This is a genomic window from Pseudorhizobium halotolerans (assembly GCF_902153235.2).
GTDB classification, from domain to species: domain Bacteria; phylum Pseudomonadota; class Alphaproteobacteria; order Rhizobiales; family Rhizobiaceae; genus Neorhizobium; species Neorhizobium flavum.
Map to the genome: position 1 here is coordinate 729,748 of NZ_CABFWE030000011.1, position 26,146 is coordinate 755,893.

The 26,146-nt window shown below is 58.5% G+C and carries 21 protein-coding genes and 2 pseudogenes; 11 read left to right on the forward strand and 12 right to left on the reverse strand.

Going from position 1 to position 26,146, the window contains the following annotated elements; translation table 11 throughout:
* Positions 1-38 precede the first annotated feature (38 nt).
* The 4 genes and pseudogenes from FN060_RS23640 to FN060_RS23565 form a co-directional block, all read left to right on the forward strand.
* A pseudogene (locus tag FN060_RS23640) lies at positions 39-1,493 on the forward strand (AMP-binding protein); the annotation flags it as partial.
* 78 nt (positions 1,494-1,571) lie between these two features.
* Positions 1,572-3,416, forward strand: a pseudogene (locus tag FN060_RS23645) (MupA/Atu3671 family FMN-dependent luciferase-like monooxygenase); the annotation flags it as partial.
* Positions 3,390-3,821, forward strand: coding sequence for a phosphopantetheine-binding protein (locus tag FN060_RS23650; protein WP_483314345.1), 432 nt, complete (start codon positions 3,390-3,392; stop codon positions 3,819-3,821). The pseudogene FN060_RS23645 and the gene FN060_RS23650, both read left to right, overlap by 27 nt.
* Positions 3,808-4,506: a 4'-phosphopantetheinyl transferase family protein gene (locus tag FN060_RS23565; protein ID WP_425312195.1), complete on the forward strand. Its 699-nt coding sequence runs from the start codon at positions 3,808-3,810 to the stop codon at positions 4,504-4,506. Before FN060_RS23650 ends, FN060_RS23565 begins: the two co-directional genes overlap by 14 nt.
* Here the strand turns inward: FN060_RS23565 and FN060_RS18750 are convergent.
* On the reverse strand, positions 4,470-5,261 hold the full coding sequence (locus tag FN060_RS18750) for a WecB/TagA/CpsF family glycosyltransferase (RefSeq protein WP_142589518.1): 792 nt from the start codon (positions 5,259-5,261) through the stop codon (positions 4,470-4,472). The two genes, FN060_RS23565 and FN060_RS18750, sit on opposite strands and share 37 nt — an antisense overlap.
* Before the next feature lie 271 nt (positions 5,262-5,532).
* On the opposite strand from FN060_RS18750, the gene FN060_RS18755 reads away from it, so the two are divergent.
* On the forward strand, positions 5,533-6,735 hold the full coding sequence (locus FN060_RS18755; RefSeq protein WP_142589519.1) for a glycosyltransferase family 2 protein: 1,203 nt from the start codon (positions 5,533-5,535) through the stop codon (positions 6,733-6,735).
* Positions 6,736-6,810: 75 nt separating this feature from the next.
* Here FN060_RS18755 and FN060_RS18760 read toward each other — a convergent pair whose 3' ends face one another.
* Positions 6,811-8,388, reverse strand: a complete 1,578-nt coding sequence (locus FN060_RS18760; protein ID WP_142589520.1) for a GMC oxidoreductase — start codon at positions 8,386-8,388, stop codon at positions 6,811-6,813.
* A 257-nt stretch (positions 8,389-8,645) separates the two neighbouring features.
* On the opposite strand from FN060_RS18760, the gene FN060_RS18765 reads away from it, so the two are divergent.
* On the forward strand, positions 8,646-10,085 hold the full coding sequence (locus FN060_RS18765) for an exopolysaccharide biosynthesis polyprenyl glycosylphosphotransferase (RefSeq protein ID WP_142589521.1): 1,440 nt from the start codon (positions 8,646-8,648) through the stop codon (positions 10,083-10,085).
* Here FN060_RS18765 and FN060_RS18770 read toward each other — a convergent pair.
* From FN060_RS18770 to FN060_RS18795, 6 genes are all read right to left on the reverse strand, one after another.
* Positions 10,082-11,314, reverse strand: a complete 1,233-nt coding sequence (locus tag FN060_RS18770; RefSeq protein WP_142589522.1) for a type III PLP-dependent enzyme domain-containing protein — start codon at positions 11,312-11,314, stop codon at positions 10,082-10,084. The genes FN060_RS18765 and FN060_RS18770 overlap by 4 nt on opposite strands.
* Positions 11,314-11,547 (reverse strand): acyl carrier protein, encoded by a 234-nt coding sequence (locus FN060_RS18775; protein WP_052640206.1) that lies wholly within the window; start codon positions 11,545-11,547, stop codon positions 11,314-11,316. The genes FN060_RS18770 and FN060_RS18775 overlap by 1 nt, the downstream gene beginning before the upstream one ends.
* Positions 11,544-13,166 (reverse strand): AMP-binding protein, encoded by a 1,623-nt coding sequence (locus FN060_RS18780; RefSeq protein WP_142589523.1) that lies wholly within the window; start codon positions 13,164-13,166, stop codon positions 11,544-11,546. Before FN060_RS18780 ends, FN060_RS18775 begins: the two co-directional genes overlap by 4 nt.
* Entirely contained in the window at positions 13,163-13,459 is a 297-nt protein-coding gene (locus FN060_RS23205; protein WP_244665857.1) for a serine O-acetyltransferase, read from the reverse strand. The genes FN060_RS18780 and FN060_RS23205 overlap by 4 nt, the downstream gene beginning before the upstream one ends.
* A gap of 335 nt (positions 13,460-13,794) precedes the next feature.
* Positions 13,795-14,751: a glycosyltransferase family 61 protein gene (locus FN060_RS18790; protein ID WP_244665858.1), complete on the reverse strand. Its 957-nt coding sequence runs from the start codon at positions 14,749-14,751 to the stop codon at positions 13,795-13,797.
* Positions 14,752-15,011: 260 nt separating this feature from the next.
* Positions 15,012-16,106 (reverse strand): hypothetical protein, encoded by a 1,095-nt coding sequence (locus tag FN060_RS18795; RefSeq protein ID WP_142589525.1) that lies wholly within the window; start codon positions 16,104-16,106, stop codon positions 15,012-15,014.
* Between the two features lie 258 nt (positions 16,107-16,364).
* Between FN060_RS18795 and FN060_RS18800 the strand changes: the two genes are divergently transcribed.
* From FN060_RS18800 to FN060_RS18815, 4 genes are all read left to right on the forward strand, one after another.
* On the forward strand, positions 16,365-17,579 hold the full coding sequence (locus tag FN060_RS18800) for a polysaccharide biosynthesis/export family protein (RefSeq protein ID WP_280514344.1): 1,215 nt from the start codon (positions 16,365-16,367) through the stop codon (positions 17,577-17,579).
* Positions 17,579-19,006, forward strand: coding sequence for a GumC domain-containing protein (locus tag FN060_RS18805; protein ID WP_142589527.1), 1,428 nt, complete (start codon positions 17,579-17,581; stop codon positions 19,004-19,006). The genes FN060_RS18800 and FN060_RS18805 overlap by 1 nt, the downstream gene beginning before the upstream one ends.
* A gap of 390 nt (positions 19,007-19,396) precedes the next feature.
* Positions 19,397-19,864, forward strand: coding sequence for a P-loop NTPase family protein (locus FN060_RS18810; protein ID WP_142589528.1), 468 nt, complete (start codon positions 19,397-19,399; stop codon positions 19,862-19,864).
* Entirely contained in the window at positions 19,861-20,865 is a 1,005-nt protein-coding gene (locus tag FN060_RS18815; RefSeq protein ID WP_142589529.1) for a glycosyltransferase family 2 protein, read from the forward strand. Before FN060_RS18810 ends, FN060_RS18815 begins: the two co-directional genes overlap by 4 nt.
* Here FN060_RS18815 and FN060_RS18820 read toward each other — a convergent pair.
* On the reverse strand, positions 20,769-22,100 hold the full coding sequence (locus FN060_RS18820) for a glycosyltransferase (RefSeq protein WP_142589530.1): 1,332 nt from the start codon (positions 22,098-22,100) through the stop codon (positions 20,769-20,771). The two genes, FN060_RS18815 and FN060_RS18820, sit on opposite strands and share 97 nt — an antisense overlap.
* A gap of 127 nt (positions 22,101-22,227) precedes the next feature.
* Positions 22,228-22,476 carry a hypothetical protein gene (locus FN060_RS18825; RefSeq protein WP_142589531.1) on the reverse strand — a complete coding sequence of 83 codons (249 nt, stop codon included), beginning with the start codon at positions 22,474-22,476 and terminating at the stop codon, positions 22,228-22,230.
* A 79-nt stretch (positions 22,477-22,555) separates the two neighbouring features.
* On the opposite strand from FN060_RS18825, the gene FN060_RS18830 reads away from it, so the two are divergent.
* On the forward strand, positions 22,556-23,521 hold the full coding sequence (locus tag FN060_RS18830) for a glycosyltransferase family 2 protein (protein ID WP_142589532.1): 966 nt from the start codon (positions 22,556-22,558) through the stop codon (positions 23,519-23,521).
* Between the two features lie 14 nt (positions 23,522-23,535).
* Here the strand turns inward: FN060_RS18830 and FN060_RS18835 are convergent, their stop codons facing one another.
* Both FN060_RS18835 and FN060_RS18840 read right to left on the reverse strand, forming a co-directional pair.
* On the reverse strand, positions 23,536-24,504 hold the full coding sequence (locus FN060_RS18835) for a hypothetical protein (protein ID WP_142589533.1): 969 nt from the start codon (positions 24,502-24,504) through the stop codon (positions 23,536-23,538).
* Positions 24,505-24,634: 130 nt separating this feature from the next.
* The gene (locus tag FN060_RS18840; protein ID WP_183949806.1) at positions 24,635-26,002 is read right to left on the reverse strand and encodes an O-antigen ligase family protein; all 1,368 of its coding nucleotides are present in this window, start codon (positions 26,000-26,002) and stop codon (positions 24,635-24,637) included.
* Positions 26,003-26,146 lie beyond the last annotated feature (144 nt).

Sequence of the window (26,146 nt, forward strand, 5' to 3'; positions counted from 1 at the left end):
ATCAGGTGACCGTGGCGGCACAAGATAAATGCCTGCAGATGACCTTGAGCCCAGCTCCCAGCCTTCCTCGGAAGACCACTGCCTCCATCCTTCCAGGCGATGTTATCTCTGGCGAGGACATCAACGCGGATGAATTGACGGCGGCGGTCGCCAAGGTGGCCCAGTACGAGCCGGAGTTTCGCCGCCGCCTCGAAGATCTGACCGATGTCGAACTGGACTTTGTGCGGGGGGCTCAACAAGAAGAGGGGCAGGATTGGAGACGCCGTCCGCTGCCTTACCTTTCTCGAATGCAGCACAGCCAACAGATTGCAGTCATCTGCTCGTACCTAGCCCGGCGCTCGCAGCAGTCATGCTTCGATGTCGCCTATTCTAGCCGAACGATATCGGATCTTGGCACCAAATATCCTGGCTACTTCTCCGAGTGGGTGCCACTGCGGTTCGAATGGTCCCCGACGACGAGGCCCCAAGAGGCCGTCGGGGATGTCGAGGCGCAGCTGCGGTGTCTCGCAAAAATACCCACCTATCTGAGCGACCTCTCGGCAAGGTTTAGGAAGTCTGACAGCACGTCCCTTACCTGTGCAATCATCGATCGTGAACAAAGTGCGGCCTCGGCAACAGCGTCGGGATGCGCGGTTCTATTTGAGATCTGTGGTCCCGCCTGTTTCATCGTCTTCGACGCGTCCCGGGTAGACGAACACCAGGTTGACGCTCTGATTGAGCGTCTGGCCGTCTTTTCGGCCGCGTTCCTCCAGCTCGACACTTCTTTGGCGCATCTGCCTATGATTTCTCCGGAGGAGCAGGATCGTATCCTCTACCACTGGAATGATAGCCAGAAGGTGGTGGAGACCTCAGTGTGCGCCCACCAGCTGATCGAAAATCAGGTCCAGCGTACTCCCGATGCCGACGCCGTTTGTTGTGGTCGGACATCCCTGACCTACCGGGAACTGAACGAACGGGCAGGAGAGCTTGCGCAGGCCCTGCTGGCAAGAGGTGTCCGTGTTGGCGACATCGTGGGCCTTTTCCTGCCGCGTTCGGTCAATATGGTCGTGGCCGTGCTTGCGGTCTGGAAGGCGGGCGCAGCTTATCTTCCACTTGACCCCGATTTCCCGCCGGATCGCGTGCATTTCATGATCGATGATAGCCAGACACGGCTCATTCTCGCGGAGCACGGCCAGAGGGCAATTCCGGCCACTACCCGAGCTGAGATCCTATACATCGATCACTATGACGCTCCATCGCTGGACGCCGTAGGACTTCCACACGTCGATTCTGACGACCTAGCCTATGTGATCTATACGTCCGGCTCCACGGGCCTTCCAAAAGGTGTCATGGTCGAGCATCGCAATGTGGTGAACTTCTTCTCCGGCATGGACGATAGGGTGCCGGTTTACGAAGACCGCCAAAACGTCTGGCTCGCCGTCACCAGTTTGTCGTTCGATATCTCGGTCCTGGAACTCTTCTGGACGCTGTCGCGTGGCTTCAAGGTCGTCATTCATTCGCCCGAGGTCATCGTTGCTAAAGCCCGAGCACGACAGAGTCCGGCCTTGGCCGGCCTCTCCTTCGGGTTGTTCTACTGGGGGAACGACGCATCGGTTGGTACCGAGAAATATCATTTGCTTCTGGAGGGCGCCCGGTTCGCCGACACGCACGGCTTCGATTCTATCTGGACACCAGAACGTCATTTCCATGCCTTTGGAGGGCCGTTTCCAAATCCGGCCGTGACGGGTGCGGCCGTCGCCGCTGTCACCCGAAACCTCTCGATCCGCGCCGGCAGTTGCGTTCTGCCCCTCCACCATCCAATCCGGGTCGCGGAGGAATGGGCGGTGGTCGACAACCTGAGCAATGGCCGGATCGGACTTGCCTTCGCCTCCGGCTGGATGCCGGAGGATTTCGTGCTGCGCCCTGAGAATACACCGCCCCTCAACAAAACCAACCTGATCACTTCCATCGACACCGTTAGGCGGCTTTGGCGCGGGGAAGAAGTGACGTTTCCGCTCGGCGAGCGGGAGATCGGCGTGACAACTCAACCTCGCCCCATTAGCAAGGAGCTACCGGTCTGGTTGACCACGGCCGGAAATCCCGAAAGCTATCGCGAAGCTGCCCGAATGGGTGCTCACGTCCTAACTCATCTTTTGGGACAGTCGATCGCGGAGCTTGCTGAAAAGATCTCCCTTTATCGGCAAGAGCTTCTCAAGCTCGGCAGGGACCCGGGGGACTACAAGGTCACGCTCATGCTTCATACGCTTATCGGCGCCGATCGCGAGGCCGTCCGCGAACGAGCCAGAGTTCCGCTGAAGGAATACCTGAAAAGTGCGGCGGCCCTGATCAAGCAATACGCCTGGGACTTCCCCGCGTTCAAGAAGCCACAAGGTCTCGCTCAGCCGGCCGATATCGACCTGCGCGCTCTCTCTGAAGACGAACTCGACGCCATCCTTGACTTCGCGTTCCTGCGCTACTTTGAGGATAGCGGATTATTCGGGACTGTGCCGGACGCATTGGCCAGACTGGAAGAGGTTCGTGCAGCCGGCGTGGATGAAATTGGCTGCCTCATCGATTGGGGCTTGCCAGAGATGATTGCGCTCGACGGCCTGAAGCCGCTCGCGAATGTCGTTCACCTCTGCAAGTCCGCCGGCGCACCGTCTCATGAGGACGAGTTCGCGAAGGAGATCCTTCGGCATCAGGTCACCCATTTGCAGGCCACCCCTTCCATGATGCGCAGTTTCATGATGTCGAGCGAAGACAGGGCGGCTCTCGGTGCCATTCGGCACATCCTGATCGGCGGTGAGGCACTGCACGGAAGTCTGGTTCGCGAATTGCAGCAGCTTACTGCAGCATCGATACAAAACATGTATGGGCCCACCGAAACGACGATCTGGTCGACCTCAGCCCTAGCAAACTCCTTTTCGGGCATCGTCACGATAGGTCGACCCATCGCGAATACCCAGGTCTATGTTCTTGACCGCTTCATGCAGCCGGTTCCGCCGGGGAGTGTCGGAGAGCTGTTCATAGGCGGCCAAGGCGTGACGCGCGGCTATCTCCATCGCAAGCAGCTGAACGACGAAAGGTTTGTCAAAGATCCCTACTCGACAGGACGCTTGTATCGCACTGGCGACCTAGCGCGCTTTGACGAGAATGGCTCGCTACACTTTGTCGGCCGCAACGACCATCAGGTAAAGATCCGCGGCTACCGCATTGAACTTGGCGAGATTGAAAGCCGGCTTGCCACCTTGTCGGGCGTCTCGGAGGCCGTTGTGACTGCTCAAAAGAGTGAGAACGGAGACACCAGGCTCATCGCCTATGTAAGAGGCGACATCGCCAACCTCACTGAGATGCAGCTTGTCGACCATCTCCGAGCAGGACTCCCTGATGCAATGATTCCGACAGACTTCATGTTTCTGGAGTCCTTCCCGCTCACCCCCAATGCCAAGGTTGATCGCAACCGTCTGCCTTCGCCGAGCAAAGCTGCCGCATCGGCCGGACTGCCGTATCTACCTCCCGACGGGGCGCTGGAGGAGGCAATCAGCCTTGCCTTTGCACAAACTCTCGGCCGCCAACAGGTCTCGCGCCACGATAACTTCTTTGCGCTTGGTGGTCATTCCCTCTTGGCAGTGCAACTGCATCGGGATCTAAGGTCAACGGTAGCGCCGGGCATCACAATCACGGACCTGTTCCGATTCCCGACTGTTGCTGGCCTCGCCGCGCATCTATCTGGTGATGATCCAAGCAGCCGGCAATTGTCAAAAGCGGCCGACCGCGCCGCCCTTCGGAGGCGAGCCCTTCAACAACGTAATCCTCGCACGCGCGCCGATGTTCTGGTTTGAAAAGGGTTTACTCCCGCCGCATAGGGTGATCGCTTGCTTTAGCGATTACCAAGAGCCCGCAACTCCCTTATACGAAGTGGAGAGGGCCTACATCAGCGGCTCTTCGAAGGTCCGACAGCGCGAATTCTCCGTCGGCCGAGCCTGCGCCAGACGCGGCCTTACGCTGCTCGGACGAGCTGCCGGCGCCATACCGTCGGACGAATACCGCGCGCCCGTTTGGCCACACGGGATCGTAGGGTCGATCAGTCATTGTCGCAGGCTTTGCGGCGCAGCCGTTGGGCAACGCAATGAAGCACTGAATTCGATCGGTATGGACATTGAGGCGCGCGGAGCGGTCTCGCCTGATCTCGCTGACATGGTCTGCCTTCCGGAGGAGCGAGCGTGGCTTTCGAGCTTCTCTTCTGTGCAATCACGCGATGCTCTTACCACAATATTCAGCGCGAAGGAGGCTTTCTACAAATGCCTCCACCCGGTAACTGGCCTCATCTTCGGATTTGATGCTGTACTGATCGACGTCGACTTTTCGGGAGGCCGCTTCCGGGCGACTCTTCAAACGCCGCTCCCTCCGCTTCCTGCCACTTACAGGATGACCGGAGAGATCCGGCTAAGTGATGACCACGTCATCACCGCCATCACGCTCCCAGCGCCTCACCCGTGTCTTGCCGACCGCCCCAAGAGTTCATGAGAGAAGAGTTTGGCAAGCGGAATGACGGAGAAGACATAGCGTCTCCATAACCGTTTTGGATCTCGGAGTAAGCGGTGAGCCCATTCGAGACCGCTCCGTTGCATCCATATTGGCGCTCTGCGTTTCGTGCCGACCAGGAATTCCAACCCCGCGCCGACATTCAAACCTAGCCCCGTGGCATGCGGGTGGCACGACAGTTGGTGGGCGATCATGTCCGATTGAGGTGATCCAATCGCCAGAAAAACAAAGCGCGATCGCGCCTGAGCAACGAACTCGACACAGGCCTGCAGCGCCTCAGGATTGCTGCGGACCCCGTATGGCGGGACGATCGCGTGGAACGTTAGCTGCGGATACGCGCTCCGCATACGCACTACCACTTCCTCATTTGCGGCAACGATGGTGACCGCATCTCCGGCTGAGACAACGGAACGGAAGAGATCCGCGGTCAGGTCGGAACCGGTCACCAAAGGCAATCTGATGGACATGAGCCTGGCGAGGGTTCGAATCGGCCGGCTGTCGCAAAGGCTGAGCCAAGCGCCTGCAACATATCGCCTAAGCTCTGCATCACGGCTCATTCTCACTACGTAGTCGACGTTCGGCGTTACCACATACCGGAAGCTCCGCTCAGGCGGATTGTCTTCAAGAAGTCGCAAAACGGTAGAGCGCGACATCAGGTCGAAGGGGGCACCGAGAAAGAAGCATCGTCGTGCAACGAGACGCTCCTTCAAAGACAAGGCAGTGTCGATGGCGGCCATTGCAGATCCCCCCGAAATCGGACACCCCAGCAGCTCCCTGTCGACAACAGCGCGCGGCATTCGCTAACCTTATGATAAGTATTAATTTTCTTCGCGAGGACAGCAATTCACCGGGACACATCACTAGGACGTAGCTCCGTCCCTGGCGGGATTATCGGGTGCTCGAAATGATGATCGGGCCTGCTGCTAACTTGGTACGTCACCACGATGTGCGGTTGCGCTGCTTCGCATATGCTGCTCGGTGAGAAGGGGCGCCGGGCGGGAGGGAACGGTGGGTGTTATCGCAGGGCTGATGTCGTCAGCGGTCGCGATCGGTATTTCCGTCGCCAATCTCTACCTTGTCTCGCAGGTCGTGACGGGATGCCTCCCGGCTCGCCGCCGGCCCGTACCGCCCGCCTGGCGTCCTCGGATATCAATCCTTATTCCAGCCCATGATGAGGAGGAAAATATCTCCCGGGTGATCGAAAGCCTGAAACCGCAGCTACGCAAGGCTGACAGGATTCTCGTGGTGGCCGACAATTGCACCGACCGAACGGCGACACTTGCGGCCGATGCCAACGCAGAGGTCCTTGTTCGGAATGATGAGTTTCACAAGGGCAAGGGATATGCATTGCATGCCGGTGTTGGACACCTCGCAAAGGATCCACCGGAAATCCTTGTCGTTATCGACGCGGATTGCGTGGCCGCTCCGGGGGCGTTGGACCTGCTTGCAGGCGAGGCGCATCGTACCGAGCGCCCGGTCCAGGGGCGCTATCTGATGCTCGCATCACCGGAAAGGGCCGAGGAACAAGGTCTCGCGGAATTCTCATTCCTCGTCAAGAACCGCATACGGCCCCTGGGCCTCCACCGCCTCGGTGTTGCCTGTCAGCTGACAGGCTCGGGCATGGCCTTTCCGTTCTCGCTCCTTTCACAGGTTGATCTGTTTCATGGCCATCTGGTTGAGGATCTCAAGCTGGGTATCGAGCTCGCGCGGTTGGATGCACCTCCTCTCTTTTGTGACGATGCGATCATCACCAGCGAGTTTCCCGCCTCGCGGACCGGAGAGCTCTCGCAAAGACAACGGTGGGAAAAGGGTCGCCTGCAGATCATCTCCTCGTTGAGCCTGATGCTTTTGCATCTTGGAACCTATCTCCGGCCGCGACTGTTTTTACTCGTCCTTGACGCATTGATCCCCCCGCTTGCCCTGTGGGCGACCGCGTTGATGACTTATGCCGTGGGCATGGTAATTCTGGGAGTGCTCGGCTTTGTGACATGGGAACCTGCAGTGGCCGGAACCAACCTGATCGCCTTCGCAACGGCGATCGCCATAGCCTGGCTCACGCAGGGTCGAAAAAGTGTCAAGTTCGCAGCGGGAATGGCCAGTACACCCGGTATGATCTGTCAGCGTCTAAAGTCCTACCGGTTCCTGGCGCGGCATGGAACCAATGAATGGATTCGAACAGACCGGACTGCCGGGAAGACTGAAGAAACCTGATCGAGGCTTCCGTTTCAGCTCTTGAACCATCGCCTGTACGGGAGCGATGAACTCCGGCTTAAGGCGCGGCCAGGCTTAAATGGAGCCGCGGCCGCTGGCCTCTTCCACTGGCAGAGGTTTCGCTTCATCCAGTCGGTTACGCAAGAGTTCTCCAGCTCGCAGGCTCATGGCAGCAATGGTCAAGCTAGGATTGACGCCACCACTCGATGCGAAGCACGAGGCATCAACGATGTAGAGGTTCTCCAGGTCATGCGATCGATGTTCGCTGTTGACGACGGAGAGTGAGCGATCCGATCCTAACCGACAGGTGCCGCATGCATGACCGAAGTTCAAATTTACATCACGCGTGAGCAGAACTGTTCGACGATGCCGAAACGCACGGCGGTACAAGGCTCGGAATCTCACGACACGTTGTCGCAGTTCGGTGTCGATCGTGTATTGAAAGTGAACCGTGTCAGGCTCGTCAGCGAGTACCTTGACCCGGTTCTCGGTAGACGGATAGTCTTCGAGGACCGTCGCAAAAATCGTAGCGCGGCCTAACAACCAAGCCCCGATAAGAGCGAGGGCGTGGAAAATGGGCTTTATCGGCCGCAACAATCGCCACCATCGCATGTCGAGCCTCTGCTTAAGAAAATGCGCAACATGACGCGGGCCGACGGAAATCCCCGTGGACTGCAAGATGCCAAACTGTTCCCCCGGCCCGTCATAGAAATCCCGTAATGCAATCGAGCGCTGGGCTTGGCCGCCTTTCCCACGCGGCCATACCGCTACGAAATCGGAGACGTGGAACATGAGGTTGCACCCGACCACTCCGGAAGAGTTGGCAAGACCATCAGGCCAGACGTTGTTTGCCGAACGCAACAGAAGATGTGGCGTCGACAAAGCGCCGCCTGCCAAGGCAAATATCTTCGCCTTGACGGTCAGGACGTCATCGTTTCGTCGGCAGAGCAAGCTTTGAACGCGTTCCTGGCCGGCCTCGAGGCGCACAACGGTGCAACGGTCGATCAGATTTGCGTTTCCAGTCGCAAGTGCAGGCTCGATGAAAACTTGTTTGGCCCCAAGGGGGGAGACTCGACCGAACTGCCCGACAATGCCTTGCCTTGGAGGGTCACAGGACGCATTATGGATACGGTATGGCCTGTACCCGTTCCTCATCAAGAGGTTGAAGACGTCGCGGTCCGGCTCTCCTAAGCGTGCGGGCGCCTGCAACGCAGCAGCAGGTCCATCGTGGAACGGATCTGCTGTTCCGGTGACGCCGAACATCTCCTCAACTCGCCGATAATAGGGCTCAAGCACATCGTAATCGAACGGCCATCCTCCTGCGCCCCGTTGCTGACATTCAGGTAGGAAGTTAGACCGCGAGAATCGTTCCAAGGTGCCTGCATAGAGCAATGTCGAGCCGCCACTGCCACAGCCAAGAGGTGGGAAGAACCTTACCGGCCGATGGTCAATGAGTGCACTGAGGCGATCGGGCCAGCGAGCTTGCGCCAATCGTATTTCAGGATCGGATTCGTCTGGATCATCGTCATTAACGTCTTGTCTGTCTGCGTATCCCTTTTCGAGGAAAACCACCCGGTAGCCTGCCAATGAGAGCACGTAGCCAAAAGCGGCTCCGCCCATTCCCGCGCCCACTATTGCGATATCCCACTCCATCGGCACCCCAGTTGAAATCCATACGCAGGTCAATCGGAAGGGAAGCTAGGCTTTTCTCGGTAGCATCACAGCTGTCAGCCTCCGTAACTTCCCGCTCCAGGCCACCAGCTCGATCAGCGGCATCCGAGAGATTCATAGCGAGGTTTGGCTGAACTTCTCACTTCGCAATAAGGCCATCCGCCGGAAGGCGTAGAAGGTAGCGTCTGTTCCACCACACCTGGGAAGTGTAGTTTGAGGAGGGTGTTGGGGTAACAATCATGGCTGGGGACGTGCAGTCGCATCTCGGGCGTATCTACCGCGCGAACGGACAGACAAGTTCCTTCGAGGGGTTGGCGTACAATGCCATTGGTTGGATTGTTGCGGGTGTCGATTTTCTTTTCCTGCTCGTCACGACCGCCGCAGGGTTCGTCCTCTACGAGGAGTTCACTTTCAACCTTGATGCAGACCCCTTCCGCTATATCGGCATCGGCCTCGTGATGGCTATGGGCTTCGTTCTGGCGATGCACGGCGCGCAGGGCTATCGACCGGAAGCGATCCTTTCACAACGCCGGCAGATCAGGCTGATATGTGTTCTTATACCCGCCGCTCTCGGTTTCTTGCTGACCGTGATCTTCTTCTTGAAGCTCGGAGCTTCGTTGTCACGTGGATCAATTATTGTGTCGACGGCGCTGTGGATCATAGGCTTGATCAGCCTTCGCTCCTTCTGGCGCTGGTTTCTTCCAGTAGCAGTCTCGCACGGAACATTTGGTCGACGCCGCTTGCTGCTGATCTGCAGTGAGGATTTCCCGGTCTGGAAGTTCCAGGATCAGGCCATACGCACAGGAACGACTGTGGCTGAAGTCGTGCGGATAAGAGACGATGGCTCGATCGGTGAGGATCAGCTTACGCGCGTGGCCACCAAACCGCAGCCTCATCTCGATGAGATCGTCATCCTCTGGAGAGATGCAGAGATAGGGGTACTTGATGCCCATCTTCGGCTTCTGCAACGCTCGACACTTCCGGTCAATATAGCTTTCGAGGCCATCATCGGAGCCGTCGTCTCCCACCCAAAGCACAAGATCGGAGGCTTGACATGCTTTCAAACGCAACGCCCTCCGTTCACTACATATGAAAGCATGGTGAAACGCCTCTTTGACATCGCCTTTTCGGTGATCGCTCTGATCTCGCTGGCGCCTCTGATTACATTTGTTGCGCTCGCCGTGAAGCTAGACAGCCCAGGCCCAGTATTCTTCAGGCAGGTACGAAAAGGCTACGGCGGGCGGCCGTTTCAGATTGTGAAATTTCGGAGCATGACTGTGCAGGAAAATGGAGTCGAGGTCAGACAGGCAAGGCGGGGAGATCCTCGTGTTACTCGTGTCGGCAGCTTCATTCGCTCCACAAGCATTGACGAACTTCCGCAGTTCTGGAACGTCCTGAAAGGAGAGATGTCGGTAGTAGGGCCTCGGCCGCATGCTGTGGCTCACGACGATTTCTTCGACGACCAGATCGGTCCCTACATCTTTCGCCGGCACGTCAAGCCTGGACTGACCGGTTGGGCCCAGGTGAACAACTGTCGCGGAGAGACGCCTAACCTGCAGAAGATGGAGGAGCGCGTCGCACTTGATCTGTGGTATATCAACAACTGGTCAATGATGCTCGATCTCAAGATCGTATGTCGCACGGTCTTTCAGCTTCACGACTATCGTGCGGCTTACTAGGCGGCCCCTGCCCCGTCACTTACGTCAACCATCCCAGTCTCATCTACCAGGATTTCTAGCGGCGGCTCATGGCTGATAAAGTTGACGGGACTTGCGGTGGGACCGTATGCGCCACTGTTGTGTAGAGCGACGATGTCGCCGACGTTGAGCCGGGGAAGGTCAACATCGCACCCCAAACGATCGATCGACGTGCATAGCGGACCGACCAGGTTGACCCGCTCGACCGGCCCTCCACCACCAACCTTGTGCATGCGGTAGTTGCGGTGCAACGCCATACCAAAGTGGCCGCTTGCTGGCAGATTATGGTTCATCCCCCCGTCGCAGACGGCAAAACACGTACCGCGCGATAGCTTGGTGGAGACGACGCGGGTGAGGAAATAACCGGCCTCGGCGACTAGGTAGCGGCCTGTTTCGACTATCAGCTTAGTCTCACGGAAGCGGCGCTCGCCCCTAAGGGTTTCAAATAGCGCGACCGTTTGTGTCCCGACGCGCTCGAGTTCGATTGCCACGTCGGAAGGATGGTAGGGTACGCCCAGGCCGGAACCGAAGATAAGCTTGTCCGGCACGATGCCATGACGCCTGCAGACTGTCTTGAAGATATCCAGGAAGCTTGCGTAATTCTCCACCGCCGCATCCGCCTTGAGGCCCTGTGTGCCGGCGTAGATGTGGAAACCTGTGACATCGAGCCACTCAAGCTTGCCAATGGCCAGTATGGCTTCATCGCAATCTTCGACATCGATACCGAAAGGCGAGGGTCGACCACCCATCTGATCGCCAAAACCCTTTGGAATCGACGTCGGCGATAGCCTTATCAGCACCTTCTGCCGCCGCTTCAATCGTGCTGCGATCCTGTTGGCTTCGATTGCTTCTCTCGTCGATTCGATGACAAGCTCACCAAGAGCGCCGGAAATGACTTCCAGGAGCTCCGCCTGCGTCTTGCCCGGACCCGTGAAACTCATCCGCTCCGGCAGCCACCCCGCGGCAAGAGCCCGTCGGAATTCCCCTGCGGAGGAGATATCGAGATAATCGACGACATCGCGGAGCCGGTCCAAGAGGACACCGTTTGGATTGCTCTTTACAGCAAAGCTGATGGTGAACTGCTGCGCGAAAGCCTCGCGTAGATGCCGGCCTCGTTTCCTGATTTGAGGCATGAAGTAGACATAACATGGGGTCCCAAATTCCGCGGCCGCCCTCTCCAGCCACCAGTCAAGCGTCGCCGGCTGTTCCATCAGGCCGCTGCCTCGACAAAACGCAGGATTCGCGCGGGGGTGTCGAAGTTTTGCAGCGTCACGTCTTCAGCGCGGATCACCATTCCGCCGGCCTGCTCAATGAACGTGAGCAGGTTCACCATGGAGACTGAATCTAGGAGCCCCGAGGAAAACAGGGTGCTTTCGACCCGAACATCCGAGACCGACAGCGTCTCATGCAGGTAGCTCAGCAGGGTGTCTTCGTTCAGCTTCATGACAATGCTCCCTCATTGAGTGGTGCTCGCGGAATAGGTGCGACCGCATCTGTTACGGCGAACCGTTGCCTGCACTCGCTTACTACGGCAGGACGATCAAGCTTGCCACTTGCGGTCCGTGGCATGGGCTGAGGCCAAAAATGGAAGTGCCTCGGCATCATGTAACTCGGCAGCGACTTGCGACAGTAGTGCAACAGCATGTCTTCGCCGGAGCTGTCTTGAGATGGCGTGACGGCGAGATGAATCGCCTGCCCCAGGTCTTCGTCATCGACGCCGAAGGCGACTGCTTCCGACACCAACTCGCTCCGATATATGTGATCCTCGACCTCCTCCGGGCTGACCCTGAATCCATTCGTCTTGATCATCATATCGGCGCGGCCGACGAACCATAGGTCGCCATCTGCGTCGATCCGGACGGTGTCTCCGCTGTATACCACCGGCTCCAGCCCTATCCGGTCGACCAGCTCGGCACAGGGACGAATTTTTTCTGCGCTCAGCTCAGGTCTGCCCCAGTAACCGAGGCTTACCAGAGGCCCCCGATGCACCAGTTCACCCTCCTCGTTAGGGCCAGCTAGACCAACTCCATGCTTGATGACAAAGACCTCCGCATCGGGAACGGCTTGTCCGATGCTGCCCCTCTTCAGCGCGAATTTGTGCGGCTGCAGATAGGTCGAGCGAAAGGCTTCAGTTAAGCCGTACATGAGAAAGATATCGACTCCTGGAAAGACCAGGGGCATCTTCGCCAGGATGTTGGGGGCCATAGATCCCCCTGAGTTGGTCACACGTCGAAGGCAAGAAAAGCTCCGTGGCGACGCCGTGAGAGCGCGCACGATTTGCCCCCAGAGCGGCGGCACCGCGGCCACGCCCGACACTCGTTCGCGCTCCATGGTGTTGATGACCTCGGCCGCCAAGGGGACCGGTTGATGAACCACAGTCCCACCAAGCAACATCATCGTCGTCAACTGGTTGAGACCATAGTCGAAACTGTACGGAAGCACACTGAGTAGGCGGTCGTCCTGCGTCAGTCCCAGGTAGCGGGCGACAGAGCGAGCACCGGCGAGAATGTTGTTGTTGCTCAGCATGACACCTTTCGGCATGCCAGTCGAGCCCGAGGTATAGATGATCATAGCCAAATCGGTGCTCATTCGCCGAGCGACGTTGGGCGATCGAGAGCCACAATTCGATCTGCAGTCCGTGAACCGTGCGTCAACGGGAGGCGTGCCGTTAACAAGAACCCGAGTCACCGAGGTCGGTAGGCCCCGCGTCGAAAGAGCGGTTGCTGCCCGGGGATCTAGGATGATGCAGGACGCGCCGCTATCATTCGCAATATAGGCCACCTGCTCCGCAGTGCATTGGGAATTGACGTTCACGATCGCCGCTCCCAGTTTCGCTACGGCGAACATCGCCGCGACTTCCGCTATGCTCTTCCGGAGTTGGATTATAACGCGGTCACCACGCGACACGCCTGCTTCGTAAAGATGGTCGGCAAGACGATCCGTGACTTCCGACAACTCGCCATAGGTGGACTCGACTCCGTCCTCCACGATTGCGACGCGATCAATGGCATCGGCAACATTGTCCGCCAGGAGATCGTAGAAGCTCGTCGCCAACGCACTCATTGCCGGGCCCTTTCGGTGGTTGCCGTTTGGACCTCGAAGGCACAGAGCCTGGGGACGATCCGCGCAGGTGACCCGTAAGCAACACTATCCGAGGGTACGTCCGTCATTACTGCCGTGTTCGCCGCAATCCGTACACGATCCCCGATCTTGATCTCTCCCAGAACCGTCGCGTTTACACCGATGAAGACATCGTCTCCGATGATCGGAGGCCCTCCTCTCATGTTCGTCCCAATCGTGACGTTGTGCATGATGCCGCAGCGCTTGCCGATAATCGTATGGGGATGGATCGACAATGAGCCCTCCGCGTGGATGATGTGGAAACCTTCGCCCACAACCACAGTTGGTGGAATCCATATCCGTGTGACAAGCGCGATCGGGGTATTAATCAGACCGTAAAGCTTCCGGGCCAGCCACAGAGTAGCTGGATGTCTACGCTGATCGCACCACCGCCCAAACCGGTAGGCGAACAAGGCCAGGAAGCTGGCATTCATGCTCGATCCATGCCGCCGATAGTCTCTCCGCACATCAGCGATGAACAGGAGCAGCGACGGGCTTGTGGCTTCCCTGCGTCGCGCCAGAGGCTGCAGGCGTGGTAGTTTGAGTTGAGGTATGAGAGTCGGCTTACCCATCACGCCTCCAAAAGATCCAATGTGGCGGCAACCTCGCCCCAGTGAACTCTAAACCCATCCCTGCCGCCGTCACCTACGACGAAGGCGTACCTCTGCCCTTGCCTGTCAGTCGACACTTTGAGGACCGAAACCACGCGGTCACTCGGCTGAATGGTGAGCAGGCTGGCGTCGGGCGGCATAACGACCATTCCGTGCGCTAGTTGGCTTCCTTCCACGCCCGCGACCACTCGTGCGCCCGCACATGCCTCAATCAAAGTCGATAACGGGGCAGTGGTCGGATCTATGACCCGAAATCCACGTTCGGTGCTGAGTTTTTCGGCGATCTCATGTTCATTGAGGAGAAATCGGCGCTCGCCGCTCTTGCCACGAAGGAGGAAGACACCGGCATGACGTGATACCGACAAGGGCCCGACGAGCATATGTCGCATTCTCTCCGCACGGTCACGCTTGCCGTCGTTATGTCCTTCATCTCCGAAGGCGAAGAGTTCATCGAAATGTGTATCGTCTACCGGAGTGGCGGAAATGCCCAATCTGTGTTCATAGTCGCGCTGATGATCCGTTGGCCGGGCACGCGTGCGCACTACCGACCCGTCTCCCTCGGGTAACAATCCTCTCAAGCAGTCGTCCAGCAGCCACATGCCGAACCATCGGTTGCCCATCCAGCTTTCTGTGATTGTCGCTCGTCCTATCGCCGCTGATGGACGCGTATATAATGGAATGGATGAAGCTCTCGACCTCAGGAGGGCTGCTCCCTTCGATGTGTAAAGGGTGCCATCCAGAAGATCCACGTCAGTCAGACGAAGGCCCCAGGTCGCGGATTGTTCGCTCGTATATCCGCCGGCCAAGCCACGGATAATCTCTTCCGGAGGACCGAACTCGGTGCCACGAATGCGTTCAATCTGGCCGGGAAGGAAAAAGGCAGGTGCAATGTATCGCATCGTCGCCGGCGAGATCATCCAGCGCTCTGTCGCCAACGCTTGCAAGCTGCGCTGAGGACGCCGGAATACCTTGTGCACATGGTGGTGGAGTGGCCGCCAGTAAAGCAAGTCGATACCCCCGTCCCCGTAGCCCCCGCAGGAAGATCTGAAGACAATCATCACACATCTGCGCCGACCGAACCGCTACCCTAAACGGAGATTTCCCTACCTAGTTTGCGGTACGGTTTCCTCGCGTCCGGCCGAACGCCAACGAGAGATGCCTCACGTCGGCAAGCAGATCAGGGATCAGTGAAGCCATTGCGGAAACGCCATCCCAGCCGCACAAACCGAACGAGCTTCCGCACAGGCCGCATCATCTGGTTCGTTCCTGACCAGCCATAGGCACGATCAGTGTAATGGAGGTATTGGAGGATGAAAGAAAAGCGCGTCGTCAAAGTCGTATCATGTACGACCGCCGGGCGCGCCCCATATCTTTCCAAGAACTGCTCGGCCAGGCGAACGAGCTGACGAGCCTGTCGCTCGTCTAAACCGGAACCTGCGGCCGTTTCTGAAATGTCACTATGCCATTTGGTGTCGGTCAGAACCATGGCAGTGAGGACCGAGAGGTAGAATACGCCGAGCGGCGACAGGTGAACCTGATCGTCAAAGAGGGCTTCCACTCTTTCATTCCGATTATGGCCCTCGAACCCTTCAAGCTCCTCAACCGACCGAAGGGCTTCCACAGTGAAGGCAAGCCCAAGTGCCGCCGGTATAACTTGGATTTCTCGGTTTTGGCCTTGTTGGCGCAGCCTTTCGTTCACCCGGGCGATCACGTGGTCCCAAATGATGTGGGCCGCCCTCTCGTAGCGGACCCATGCGTCAGTGTCGTCCAGATCGGCGCGACTTATCCAGGGCGTCAGGAAGAAGCTCTTTGCGTTTGGACGCTGCGTGGCGAACCATTCCTGCAGGCGCCGAAGCGAAGACGAGGTGCCCTCCCAAGCAAGCGCATCCAGGATTCGGTGTTGCTCGGTCACGATCAGTACATCCGAAACACCGCCATTCTCGTCGAACGTGTTCGAGCCCCGAGCATGGCCCGAAAAGACCTTGTCATCTCCAAGGTGCTGCGCCAAACGTTGCCGTATCGAGGAACCCTCCAAGGAATGGAGCTGCCACAGGATCCGGTGCCCCTGGCCCGACAGGAGCGCCTCGAGCGTGCGCGCCAGGCGATGATCGGTGAGGCTGTGCCCGGATATCAGCAAGAACATCGTCGCTGGCGGCTTTGCTTCCGCGGCAACCGCCGCCGGAGCTGCTGCAAGCGGCTCTCCCGCTCCAGGCAACGCAACCGTAATGGCGATTGCCGCCGCTGTTGTGACCATCCACCCAATCGTGCTCATGCAGCATGCCTCAAGATGATGCCACGAGGCTAGGCTGGACTTCGGACCCCGCCAATATGACCATCAGCGGCGCACGTACCACTTCCGGGGGCCAACTCCCCTCAGCGTCATACGATAGGCAAAGTGGGATTACCGCTTTGAGCTTGGTTCTCAATGTGTGCAACCGAGCCCTAGTATGGTTGATCGTAATGGGTTGAGGGATCCGCGATGTTGGGAAAGGTCACATGGCCGCCCCTGGCGATAGCTTTGCTTGCCGGAATGCTCCCGCCTTCGCCGGCAGTGGGGCAAGCATCCTACACGCTACAACCCGGTGACACTGTTCAGGTTTGGATGGCGCAGTCCCAGGATCTGCGACGGGATGTCGTCGTCGGGCCAGATGGAGGAATATCACTGCCTCTTGCAGGTCACGTCCTTGCCCAGGGACAGACTCTGCTTGAGCTCGAACAGACTCTGCGTGAGCGGCTGAGGCCTTTATTCAGGCAGGCAGACCTGACGCTTATGCTGCGTCCCGGGCGCGATGCGGTGATCTATGTCGTCGGCGAAGTGACCGAACCCGGCGCCTTCCCTTACAGATCGAACATGACGGTCTTGCATGCCATTGCCGTCGCGGGCGGCATATATCGCGCGGCCGTGCTTCCTGCCGACCAGGACAGGTCCGTCATTGTCGCCAGGCAAGTTGATGACGGCAAGCAGCGTCTCCGCGAATTGTCTGCGCGCATCTTGCGGCTGGAGGGCGAGATTGCAGGCCGAAGCTCCATCCTCGACGACAGCAATGCCTCGCAGGACCCCTTGCTGGTTCAGGAGCAGGCACTCATGGAGGCGCGGGCATTGACGGTTGCAACCTTGGAAGATGCACAGCGGCAGGCCAAGCAACTGAATGACCGAAACATGCAGGCGCTTGAGGAGCAGGTGGAAACGGTGACACGCCGGATCGAACTCGCCCGAGATCGACTGAAAAGCGTCTCGAACCTTATCGCGCGCGGGGGAGCGGAGAGTTCGCAACGCAACCGTCACGAAGCCGAGATTGCCGAACTCGAGGGACGGATCAGTGCACTCACAACGGAAATGGTGGCCACCGAAAGAGCCGCAAATGCTGAAACAGCGCGGTATCAGGCCGCCCGGCAGGAGCGCCAGACACAACTTCTGACCGATCTGCAGGCGGCGCGGCGGGCCTATGACGAGACTACTGAACGTCTGTCGGACAGCAAAAGGATCATGTCCATTTATGGAGCAAGCGCCAGTGCGGCACAGGACCGGAGCGAGCGGACCATCGGCTACGTTATAATCCGCATGCGCGACGGTATAGCCTCCGAGTTGGAAGCGGCTGAAACTTCAGTCCTTCAGGCGGGTGATCTCGTCCGCGTGCGATATGCGGAGCACCCGCAGTCTACCGCGGCAACGCCGAACTTGGCCGCCTCGGCCAGTACGGCCATCGGGAGCGCCTCCACTTCTGCAGTGCCGGAGACGCAGTGATGGTCGAATTGATCTGGCGAAACGCCATCTATTACCTCCTGCTCTTTCTTCGCCGACCGCTCGTCGCGCTTTTGCCGGGCCTTCTGACTTTGGTCGGCGGGACCTACTTGGCCCTCAATTTCGAGCGCCCTTTCTACAGCGAAGGGCTGCTTATCATCGACTTCCAGCAGATATCCTCGTCCCTGGTCTCACCGACTGTCGCGAACGACAGGCTTCGGTTCATCGATCAACGAGTACTGTCTCGAGACAATCTCGTCTCCTTGGCAGATCGATTCAATCTGTACCCTGATCTGCCTGAAACGGTGTCGGAAGCAGCGATTGCCACGATGGTTCGAAGCAACATAACCCTGCAGACGAACCTTTCCGAAGGCTCAGACGGATTGGCAAGTGCTACCGTGCTCCTCGGCTTCAAACACACCAGCGCCAGCACGTCGGCTGCCGTCGCCGACGCGCTCATCCACATGGTGATCGAGGAAAATCGGCGCATCAGGACCTCACAGGCATCCGAGACGACCAAGTTCCTGCAAAGAGAGGTGGAAGATCTATCCGCCCGCCTAAAGCTCAAGGAGGAAGAATGGTCGCGTCTCGGGTTGGAGAACCAGGATGCGCAGCCTGATCGCCTTCCGACGATGCTTATTGAACTGCAGGGCAGGGAAGACGAGCTTTTGACCGTACAGCAAACGCTGGCGGCGAGTCAGGAGGAGATCAAGCTTCTCGACGCTCAGCTCCGTGCGGGGCTTGACGCCACAAGTCCCCGGGCTCGTTTGAAAGATCAGATCGCAGCGATCGATGCCGAGATTGCCGAGGCGCACCTGCTTTACACCGACGAGCATCCGCAACTTCGCCTTCTGAAGCAGAGGGCGGCGGAGATGAAAAGGGCTTATGATACGGCCTCCACTGCGGCAGCACCGGCAGTAGGTATGCTGCCTCCCGACCTCGCACTGATAGCGGAGCGCCTCAACCAGGCGCGACCGCGCCATGAGGCATCTACTTCCCGACGAGCTGACCTCCTGACAAGGATCGCACAGCTGAAGAACTCCATCGCATTAGCAACCGAAGCTAAAGGCAAGCTTGCAATCATCGAGGCGGACCGGCAGTCACTTCAGCGTAGCCTGGACGAGATGAAAGGTCGGCTTTCGACTGCCTTGATGGGCGAGCGACTGGAGTTGAAGAACATCGCATTTCAGGTGGACATACTCGAGCGTCCTACCGTGCCAAAAAATCCGTCTGGGCCACGCAGGCTACTATTGCTCGCCGGCGTCTTGCTGGCTTCGGCAGCGATTGGGACCGGGACTTTGGTTGCCTCCGACCTATTGGATCAGCGGGTTCGCGGAACCTTCGATTTGAATGAAGCACTAGAGGGCCAGACGCTGGTGCTGGTGCCGGACTGGAAGCCACCCCGTCCGGGCAAGGCTCTTTCCCGGTAACGAGGAATCCAGCCGAGAACCAGCCTCGAACAATCGGCCCGGTGGCCGCAGGTAACGTCAACGGGGGTAAGCAAGATGAAGCTGCACAATAGTATCCGTCCACGCGGTCGTATCGCAGATCGTCTTGGGGGGCCTCAGCTGACTGACGCAACACAATCAGCATCTTGCGCAGATGTAAGCGAACACGCACTCTGTTTTCCTCTGTCGCCTACCCATGTCCATCCGCTGTCAGCGACCTATCTGCAGCAACGCCGGGTCATTGCCTTCTGCCCCGATCACCGTGTCACACGCGCCTACGACGTATTGCGCAATCAGATTGTAAACCACCAACTCGGGCCCGCCGCGCACGTCCTTGCGGTTACGGCACCAACGCCGAAGACGGGGTCCTCGGTGACAGCGTTGAACTTGGCGTTTAGTTTTGCCCGTCTGGCCGCCGGCGTCATCGCGCTGATCGACACCGGTGATAAGACATCCTCCACGACGAACCTCCTCAATCTGAGTCCCCCCGCCAAAGGCGGCTCTGATCGCGGCGAACATCTCATCGTCGACGCTGCAGGTGTCCGTTTCAACCTCGTGAGGCCGCGCCCCGGTGAAATCGGGATTACCGGGCATGCGGAACTGGCTGACAGCATCGAGCTCCTGAAACAGGCAATTTCGCCAAACATCATTATTCTCGACCTGCCGCCACTCCTGCGTAGCGACAAGGCGGTGCAGTTGGTCAGCCGCGCCGATTCGACGGTGCTGGTACTCGCGAGCAACTTCACCACGCGCAGCGATTTCGATATATGCCGTACATTTTTCCATTCGGATCAGAGGCTTCAGGTTGTACTTAACAGGGCGCGCAGGCATGGGCTATGAGCGCACAACTGATCATCGTTATCGTCAACTATCGGACCGGCGCACTTGCGGTTGATTGCTTGACATCATTGTTTGCCGGTACGCTGCCGTCTGAAAGCTATGTCGTGGTCGCTGACGCGGCTTCGGGAGATGACTCGGTGCCCATGCTCGAGAAAGCGATCTCCCAAAACAGCTGGGCAGAAGCGGTGTTAATGTTGCCTCTTCAAGACAACCGTGGCTTTTCGGCATCGAACAATTGCGCACTCGAAGCGGCCATCGGGCGCTTCGGACCACCACGCTACGTACTGTTCCTCAACCCGGACACGCTCGTGCGGCCGGGCGCGCTGCAAGCGCTCCTCGACTTTCTGAACATCCATCCTAGAGCGGGGATTGTTGGAGCTCATCTGGAGGATCCAGATGGAACTCCCCAGGCCTGCGCATTCCGCTTCCCAACAGTCTTGGGGGAGTTGGAAAGTGAAGCCAGGATTGGTCTGCTCTCCCGGTTATTGTCCATGTGGAGGATTGCTCCCAAGCTACCGGACTTGCCGGCCAGGATGGATTGGGTGTCCGGCGCCGCTCTGCTTGCGAGAATGGAGTTGTTGGAGGACACCGGCGGCTTTGATCCTGATTATTTCCTCTACTTCGAAGAGGTCGACCTATGCCTGCGCGCTGCGCGGAATGGCTGGGAATGTTGGCATGTTCCCGACAGCCATATCGTGCATCTGGTCGGCCAGTCCACCGGCGTCACCAGGAAGATGCTTCCGAGCCGCCGTCCTCCCTATTGGTTCCGGTCGCGCCAGCGCTTCTTCATGAAGCACTACGGTCGCGGGTACATGGCACTTTCCGATCTTGCATGGGCCGCAGGACAGACCCTGTGGCATCTTCGTATTGTTCTGACTCGAAGAGGCCAAACAGTTGACCCGCCTCACCTTTTCAAGGACTTTGTGCGCCACAGCGTGACGTTCCATTTTTTACCTGCCAAGTTCCGCGCATCCTTGCCCCGACCGATCGACGCGGGCTGAGCCTGGTGGGTGGTGATCAAGTGCTCCAGCAAGTGAGCCGCTTCGCGCACATCGTGACGCTCTCGAATGCGATGACGTGCTGCCTCGCCGCACACCATCAGAGTATGCGGATCCAGGGTAAGGATATGGCGCAGCATCCGAGCCAGAGACTTCGCATCTCCCGCAGGGACGAGCCACCCGACATCCGGTGTCACCAGTTCCGGTATGCCGGCAATGAAGGTCGCCAGAACAGGCCGTCCCAGAGCCATGCTCTCCATTAGAACCACCGGTAGGCCTTCCGCCAGGCTCGGCAGCACCAGCGCGCGTGCCCTTAGCAGTTGCTCCTTCACCTGATCCTGCGTTGCTGCTCCCAAAAGTTCGATGCAGTCATCGAGACCAAGCTGGCTGATCCGCCGCTCTATATCGCCACGAAGGGGTCCCTCCCCTACGATGGTGAGGTGAAACCGAATCCCGTGGGCACGCAATTCCGCTGCGGCATCGAGCAGGATGAAATGTCCCTTCTGCTCGGCTAGCCGCCCAACAGTGACCAAACGCCGATCGTCTCCCTGAGCGGTCGAGACGGCATTGAGATAATCATCACCTACCCCGCAATGCACCACATGGATCTTCTTCCAGCAGTCCATCGGCACCCAACGCAGCAGCTGGCTCCGGCCATAGGAAGAAACGGCGACAACAAATGCCGCCGCAGCAATCTTGTCGGACAAGCTCAATGCCTCGGGACGATCGAATTCCTCGGGGCCATGAACGGTGATACTGAAGGGGACTTCTGTGATGGCATGGGCTACCAGCGCCACGACTGCGGGATTCGTGCCGAAGTGGACATGCAAGTGTTCCAGCGCGAAGCGACGACACCAGGAGGCGAGGACGATCCCTTCCAACAGATACGCCATGTGGCGCGCGTAGCTGTTCCCGTTGCGGGCCGCCAGATTGACCATGAGCATCAATGCCCGCATCGAGCGGAGGGGTGCCTGGAAGAGTATCCTTGCGACGCAGCCAAGGAGGACTAGGGTACGCTCCTCGAGGATATAGTGCGCGAGCCTCGCCTCAGCGACGTCGGCTGGATCAATGACCGCGGTTCTGGAAGGGCGTACTGCAAGACGCTGGACTACATGGCCACGTCTCTCCAACGCTTGTATCTCGCGACGGATGAACGTGTGGCTCACCGAGGGATACTGGTTTGTGAAATAGCCGATCTGCATCTCGTGCCACCCCACCCATTCTATGCCCGCCCGCACGCATGACCTTCATAACAGGACATGCGGTTTCACCGCATTTATCACTTAGAGGAGCCCTTGGGATTCCGTTACTACCATTGACTAACTTTCTTCCCGCTGACACCTCATCGACACTGGCGACGACTAGCTAGCTTCTCGGGAGAATGCGGCTCAGCAACGCGCCAGCCAGATAGCCGAGGTTGAGCAGGACGAGATTGGTCAGCAGCGTCGTGAGCAACGGTGCCTCGAGGTCCGCGGCAAGCAGAGGGAGCGTCAGGGAGATCGCGCAATAGGCGACAATGATGGGAACGAGCGTCAAGGGTTTGAACAGCAGGCCGGTACCGAGGCCAAGTAGACACGCCAGAATCATGTGATCGTCCGCCCGATTCGCCGCCATTCTATACTCTAATGTGGCAAGGCTTCGTCACGGACGTTCGCAGCAAGCAAAATGTCGGCAGATAAGTCAGGTAATGGGCATGGGCGGACTGGATGACGTCGGAGTAGTGGTTATTGGCCGCAACGAAGGCCCTCGCCTGCTTCAGTGCCTGCGGTCCGTTGAAGAGTTTCGTAGCAGGGCTGTCTACGTTGACTCTGGCTCCAGCGATGACAGCACAGCCATTGCTCGTGCCCATGGTTTCTCCGTCGTAAGCCTCGATCCTGGGCTGCCCTTCACCGCTGCCCGTGCTCGAAACGCTGGGCTCGCCTATCTTCTGGAGAGTTATCGCGGACTTAGGTTCGTCCAGTTTCTGGACGGGGACTGTCTCCTGCAGACGAACTGGATTCTGATCGGCACCGACTTCCTCGAACGCGATCCGCAGATCGCTGTCGTCTTCGGTCGGCGCAGGGAGCTCTATCCTGGGCGATCTACCTTCAACGCGCTCTGTGATAATGAATGGGATGGCGCGGCGGGAGAGGTTCGCGAATGTGGCGGAGACATTCTGGCAAGGGTGGATGCCCTTAGGATGGCGGGCGGCTATCGCGAACACCTTATTGCCGGAGAGGAACCGGAAATGTGCGTCAGGTTGCGAGCACTCGGCCTTCGCATTTGGAGACTGAGCGAAGAGATGTCGCTGCATGACGCCAACCTGCTGACGCTCCACCAGTGGTGGCGGCGAACTGCCCGTGCCGGTCATGCTTACATGCAGGTGTACCTGATCCACCGAACCAGCCAGCATACGATCTGGGGACGTAATCTCATCAGGGCCTTCTTCTGGTCGATGCTGCTTCCCGCAACAGCCACGGCGACAATCTTCATCCATCCTGGGATTGCAGCGATTGGATTCGTCTACCCGCTACAGCTCATTCGGCTCAAGCGGCGCCAGAGAAGCTGGGCGCGAGCGCTGTACAGTCTGCTCGGAAAATTTGCGGAAGCTCAAGGGGCGTTACACTTCCTTGGTCGCCGAATGGCGGGAGAGAGGCCAATCCTCATCGAATACAAGTGAGTGTCGCAGAGCTGTCACTCGACAGGCCACACAAATGGATTGCCGCCTTGCTCCCCCAGGGTACTCGAGAAAAAGGAGCGACAGTTCGCGATCTCGCCGGACTCGCCCTTCAAGGTCCAATAGCTGATGCACGCCTTCTTGGTAATCTCTGTTCTACACATTGACATGTCCGCCTTATGGGAGCGACTTTCGTCCTGATGCCGTCGGGCAACGAACCAGGCCAGCCTTTGCAGCGCAAACGCGAGCTTTGGCGAAACATGTGACGGCGCTGCGGCTCCCTCGGGAGTTCTCCCGAAAAGAACGGCATAGTGGAGGGCCGCCAGATAGTAAGCGCCAAGCTCGGTCATGTGGACATCGTCGGAAAACACTCGATCAAGCTGCTGTCTCGGGGGGCCGGGAAGCTCCGGTATATCACCGGACAGGATTCGGCGAACAAGCTCCGTAAGCGCCTCCCCCGCAGGCATTACCTGGAGGGTTGCCGGCCGTTCCTCGTCGCTCAGTGACAGGTTGACCCGATCGACAATGCATTGCCAGACCGTCTCGGAATTCTTCTCATGCTCGAGCCAAGCTGCGGGTGCTGTCTTATCGATATCGAGCCAGGCATGGTAGTAGAAGGTCTGCCCCGCGGGATTTCCCTCGGTGAACCGGTCGTGGAAATGACGGAGGTATCCGACCGCGTCCTCCCAGATGATGGCACCTAACACCGAGTGGCTTTCCGCCAGGACCAGGGCATCGTAGGGCTCGCCATCCTGTGGCTGACGCAGTTCCTTCGCGATGTCGCGATCGTCACCTCCTCTGTTCTTGCCTCTGCGATATCCCGACCAGCCGCCGTCCCCCCAGGTGCGAACGCGCACGGGAGAGCCGATGACGATCTGCTCCTCCCACTCGAGGAAACCGCCCTTGCTGCGGACAATGCGTTCCACCCAGTCCGGAAGCGGATTGTCGAGCAGACTGTGGCCGCTGAACATCACTTTCGCACTCACGTCTTCTTCTCCCGCAAGGGCTCCACTGCCACAGACGAGAATGCAGACCAGCACTATTGCCTTAGAAGCGTAGCGCGAGTGTTTATGGGCATCGCCTCGCATGAACAGACCTCCACTTCCATGTCGCGTGTCATATCCCACGACCAAGAACCCGTATCCCTTGAAGCGCGGGTGCGTCGCGACCGACACGCTCGGCATCGGGCGCCGGGTTGAGGACCTCCGGGCGACGCAGCAGGCCCGCAATCATTCCGGCACTGACCCAGTAGATCTGGGCGATAAAGGATACACTGCTGGTCGTAGCGATCGTAAACACGATCGCAACGATTAGGCCCAGGAGCCCCTGGTAATAGGCTGCTTCATCCTTGCGCCGAAGCCAACGAACGGCCAGTTGACCGCCAAGAACTGCGAACACGGAGACGAAAAGCGCGAGTCCGAACAGCCCAAACTCCAGCACCACCTGTAGGTAGCTGTTGACGATGTCGATAATTCCTTGCCCTTGCACGAGAACTTGCAGCTCGGGGGCAGCAATGAAGTCCTTGGACCCGAGCAGTGGTTGGCGTTGAATGACAAGCAGGGACTGTTCAAACAGCCTCTCGCGATACGTTTCACTTCCCCGATCCGCAGACCCGACAAAGGGCAATAGGTTGAAGAGCCGCTCGAAGACCTGCATCGGCAGCAGGTAAATCGCCATGAGGAGGCCGGTTATGGCAAGCATGCCGGTACGCCGTGCGCGGCTGTCGCTAAGAAGTACCACGAGTACGAACAACGCGAACCCAAGCCAGGGACCGCGAGATATACTGGCTCCCAGACCGCCCAGAAGAAGCAATACTGTCAGGCTGCGCCAGCGGGATGAAATTCTTCGATCCGTAATGGAGATGGCTGATGCGGCCGCCACCATGCACAGGAAGCCAAAGGCGATCGGCTCGATCGCCGTGACGGCCGCGCGCAGTAAGCCGTCCCTGAACAGGTAGGGCGTGATCAGGTCAATGTCCCACTCGAGGACCACCACATAATACACTCGCCAGGAGCGCCAGAACTCGAACATGCCGATCGCAGCCAAAGGGAGGGCAGCAACGACGATTGCGGTAAGGACCCGATCCAGGTGCTGCCTCGTGCACACGATCCGGCTGAAAACGAAATAGGGAAGCAGGATATCAAGAAAGTAGCCCGGCGGGAGGCGCAGTACAGATGCGATATCATCCTGTCGCGCAGCGAGCGCCGTGAGCAAGGCCCAAAATCCGATCGCGGGCAAGTCCACGCCCCGCAGACTGCGATTGCTCGGTTCCGACCATAACCCTATGGCGACTGGTAAAAGAAGACTCAGGCTGAGAAGCCTCGGCAGGTTGAGATCCAGCACTCGATTGAAGACCCCGGGAATTCCTATTCCGACAGCAAGGCACGGGGCGGAGAAAAGCAAGACGATGTAGAGGGCCGCAGGTTCCTTGGAACGGAGATGAATAAAAAGGCTCAGCAGCGACATCAGCACGATGAAGACCATGAAGTCACGTGAGAGGAAGGCGAAAACTGTGGCAGCAAGCCAACTGCCCTGCCAGAGCCCAAGCTCCCGGGAAGCTATCAGAGGTGACGCCAGCCGGTTCGCCAGCAATAATGCTGGCACCGCAACGGCAATGACGTAGATGAG

Bases quoted from the DNA above. Each gene is read 5' to 3' on its own strand.
- FN060_RS18825 (WP_142589531.1), bottom strand. From the start codon at position 22,476: ATGGCGGCGAATCGGGCGGACGATCACATGATTCTGGCGTGTCTACTT.
- FN060_RS18815 (WP_142589529.1), top strand. From the start codon at position 19,861: ATGAGCGCACAACTGATCATCGTTATCGTCAACTATCGGACCGGCGCA.
- FN060_RS18805 (WP_142589527.1), top strand. From the start codon at position 17,579: ATGGTCGAATTGATCTGGCGAAACGCCATCTATTACCTCCTGCTCTTT.
- FN060_RS18780 (WP_142589523.1), bottom strand. From the start codon at position 13,166: ATGAGTGCGTTGGCGACGAGCTTCTACGATCTCCTGGCGGACAATGTT.
- FN060_RS18840 (WP_183949806.1), bottom strand. From the start codon at position 26,002: ATGGTCTTCATCGTGCTGATGTCGCTGCTGAGCCTTTTTATTCATCTC.
- FN060_RS18770 (WP_142589522.1), bottom strand. From the start codon at position 11,314: ATGGAACAGCCGGCGACGCTTGACTGGTGGCTGGAGAGGGCGGCCGCG.
- FN060_RS23565 (WP_425312195.1), top strand. From the start codon at position 3,808: ATGTTCTGGTTTGAAAAGGGTTTACTCCCGCCGCATAGGGTGATCGCT.
- FN060_RS18790 (WP_244665858.1), bottom strand. From the start codon at position 14,751: ATGATCTCGCCGGCGACGATGCGATACATTGCACCTGCCTTTTTCCTT.
- FN060_RS18765 (WP_142589521.1), top strand. From the start codon at position 8,646: ATGGCTGGGGACGTGCAGTCGCATCTCGGGCGTATCTACCGCGCGAAC.
- FN060_RS18795 (WP_142589525.1), bottom strand. From the start codon at position 16,106: ATGAGCACGATTGGGTGGATGGTCACAACAGCGGCGGCAATCGCCATT.
- FN060_RS18800 (WP_280514344.1), top strand. From the start codon at position 16,365: ATGCTCCCGCCTTCGCCGGCAGTGGGGCAAGCATCCTACACGCTACAA.
- FN060_RS18830 (WP_142589532.1), top strand. From the start codon at position 22,556: ATGGGCGGACTGGATGACGTCGGAGTAGTGGTTATTGGCCGCAACGAA.
- FN060_RS18760 (WP_142589520.1), bottom strand. From the start codon at position 8,388: ATGGAGTGGGATATCGCAATAGTGGGCGCGGGAATGGGCGGAGCCGCT.
- FN060_RS18775 (WP_052640206.1), bottom strand. From the start codon at position 11,547: ATGAAGCTGAACGAAGACACCCTGCTGAGCTACCTGCATGAGACGCTG.
- FN060_RS18750 (WP_142589518.1), bottom strand. From the start codon at position 5,261: ATGGCCGCCATCGACACTGCCTTGTCTTTGAAGGAGCGTCTCGTTGCA.
- FN060_RS23650 (WP_483314345.1), top strand. From the start codon at position 3,390: ATGTTTCTGGAGTCCTTCCCGCTCACCCCCAATGCCAAGGTTGATCGC.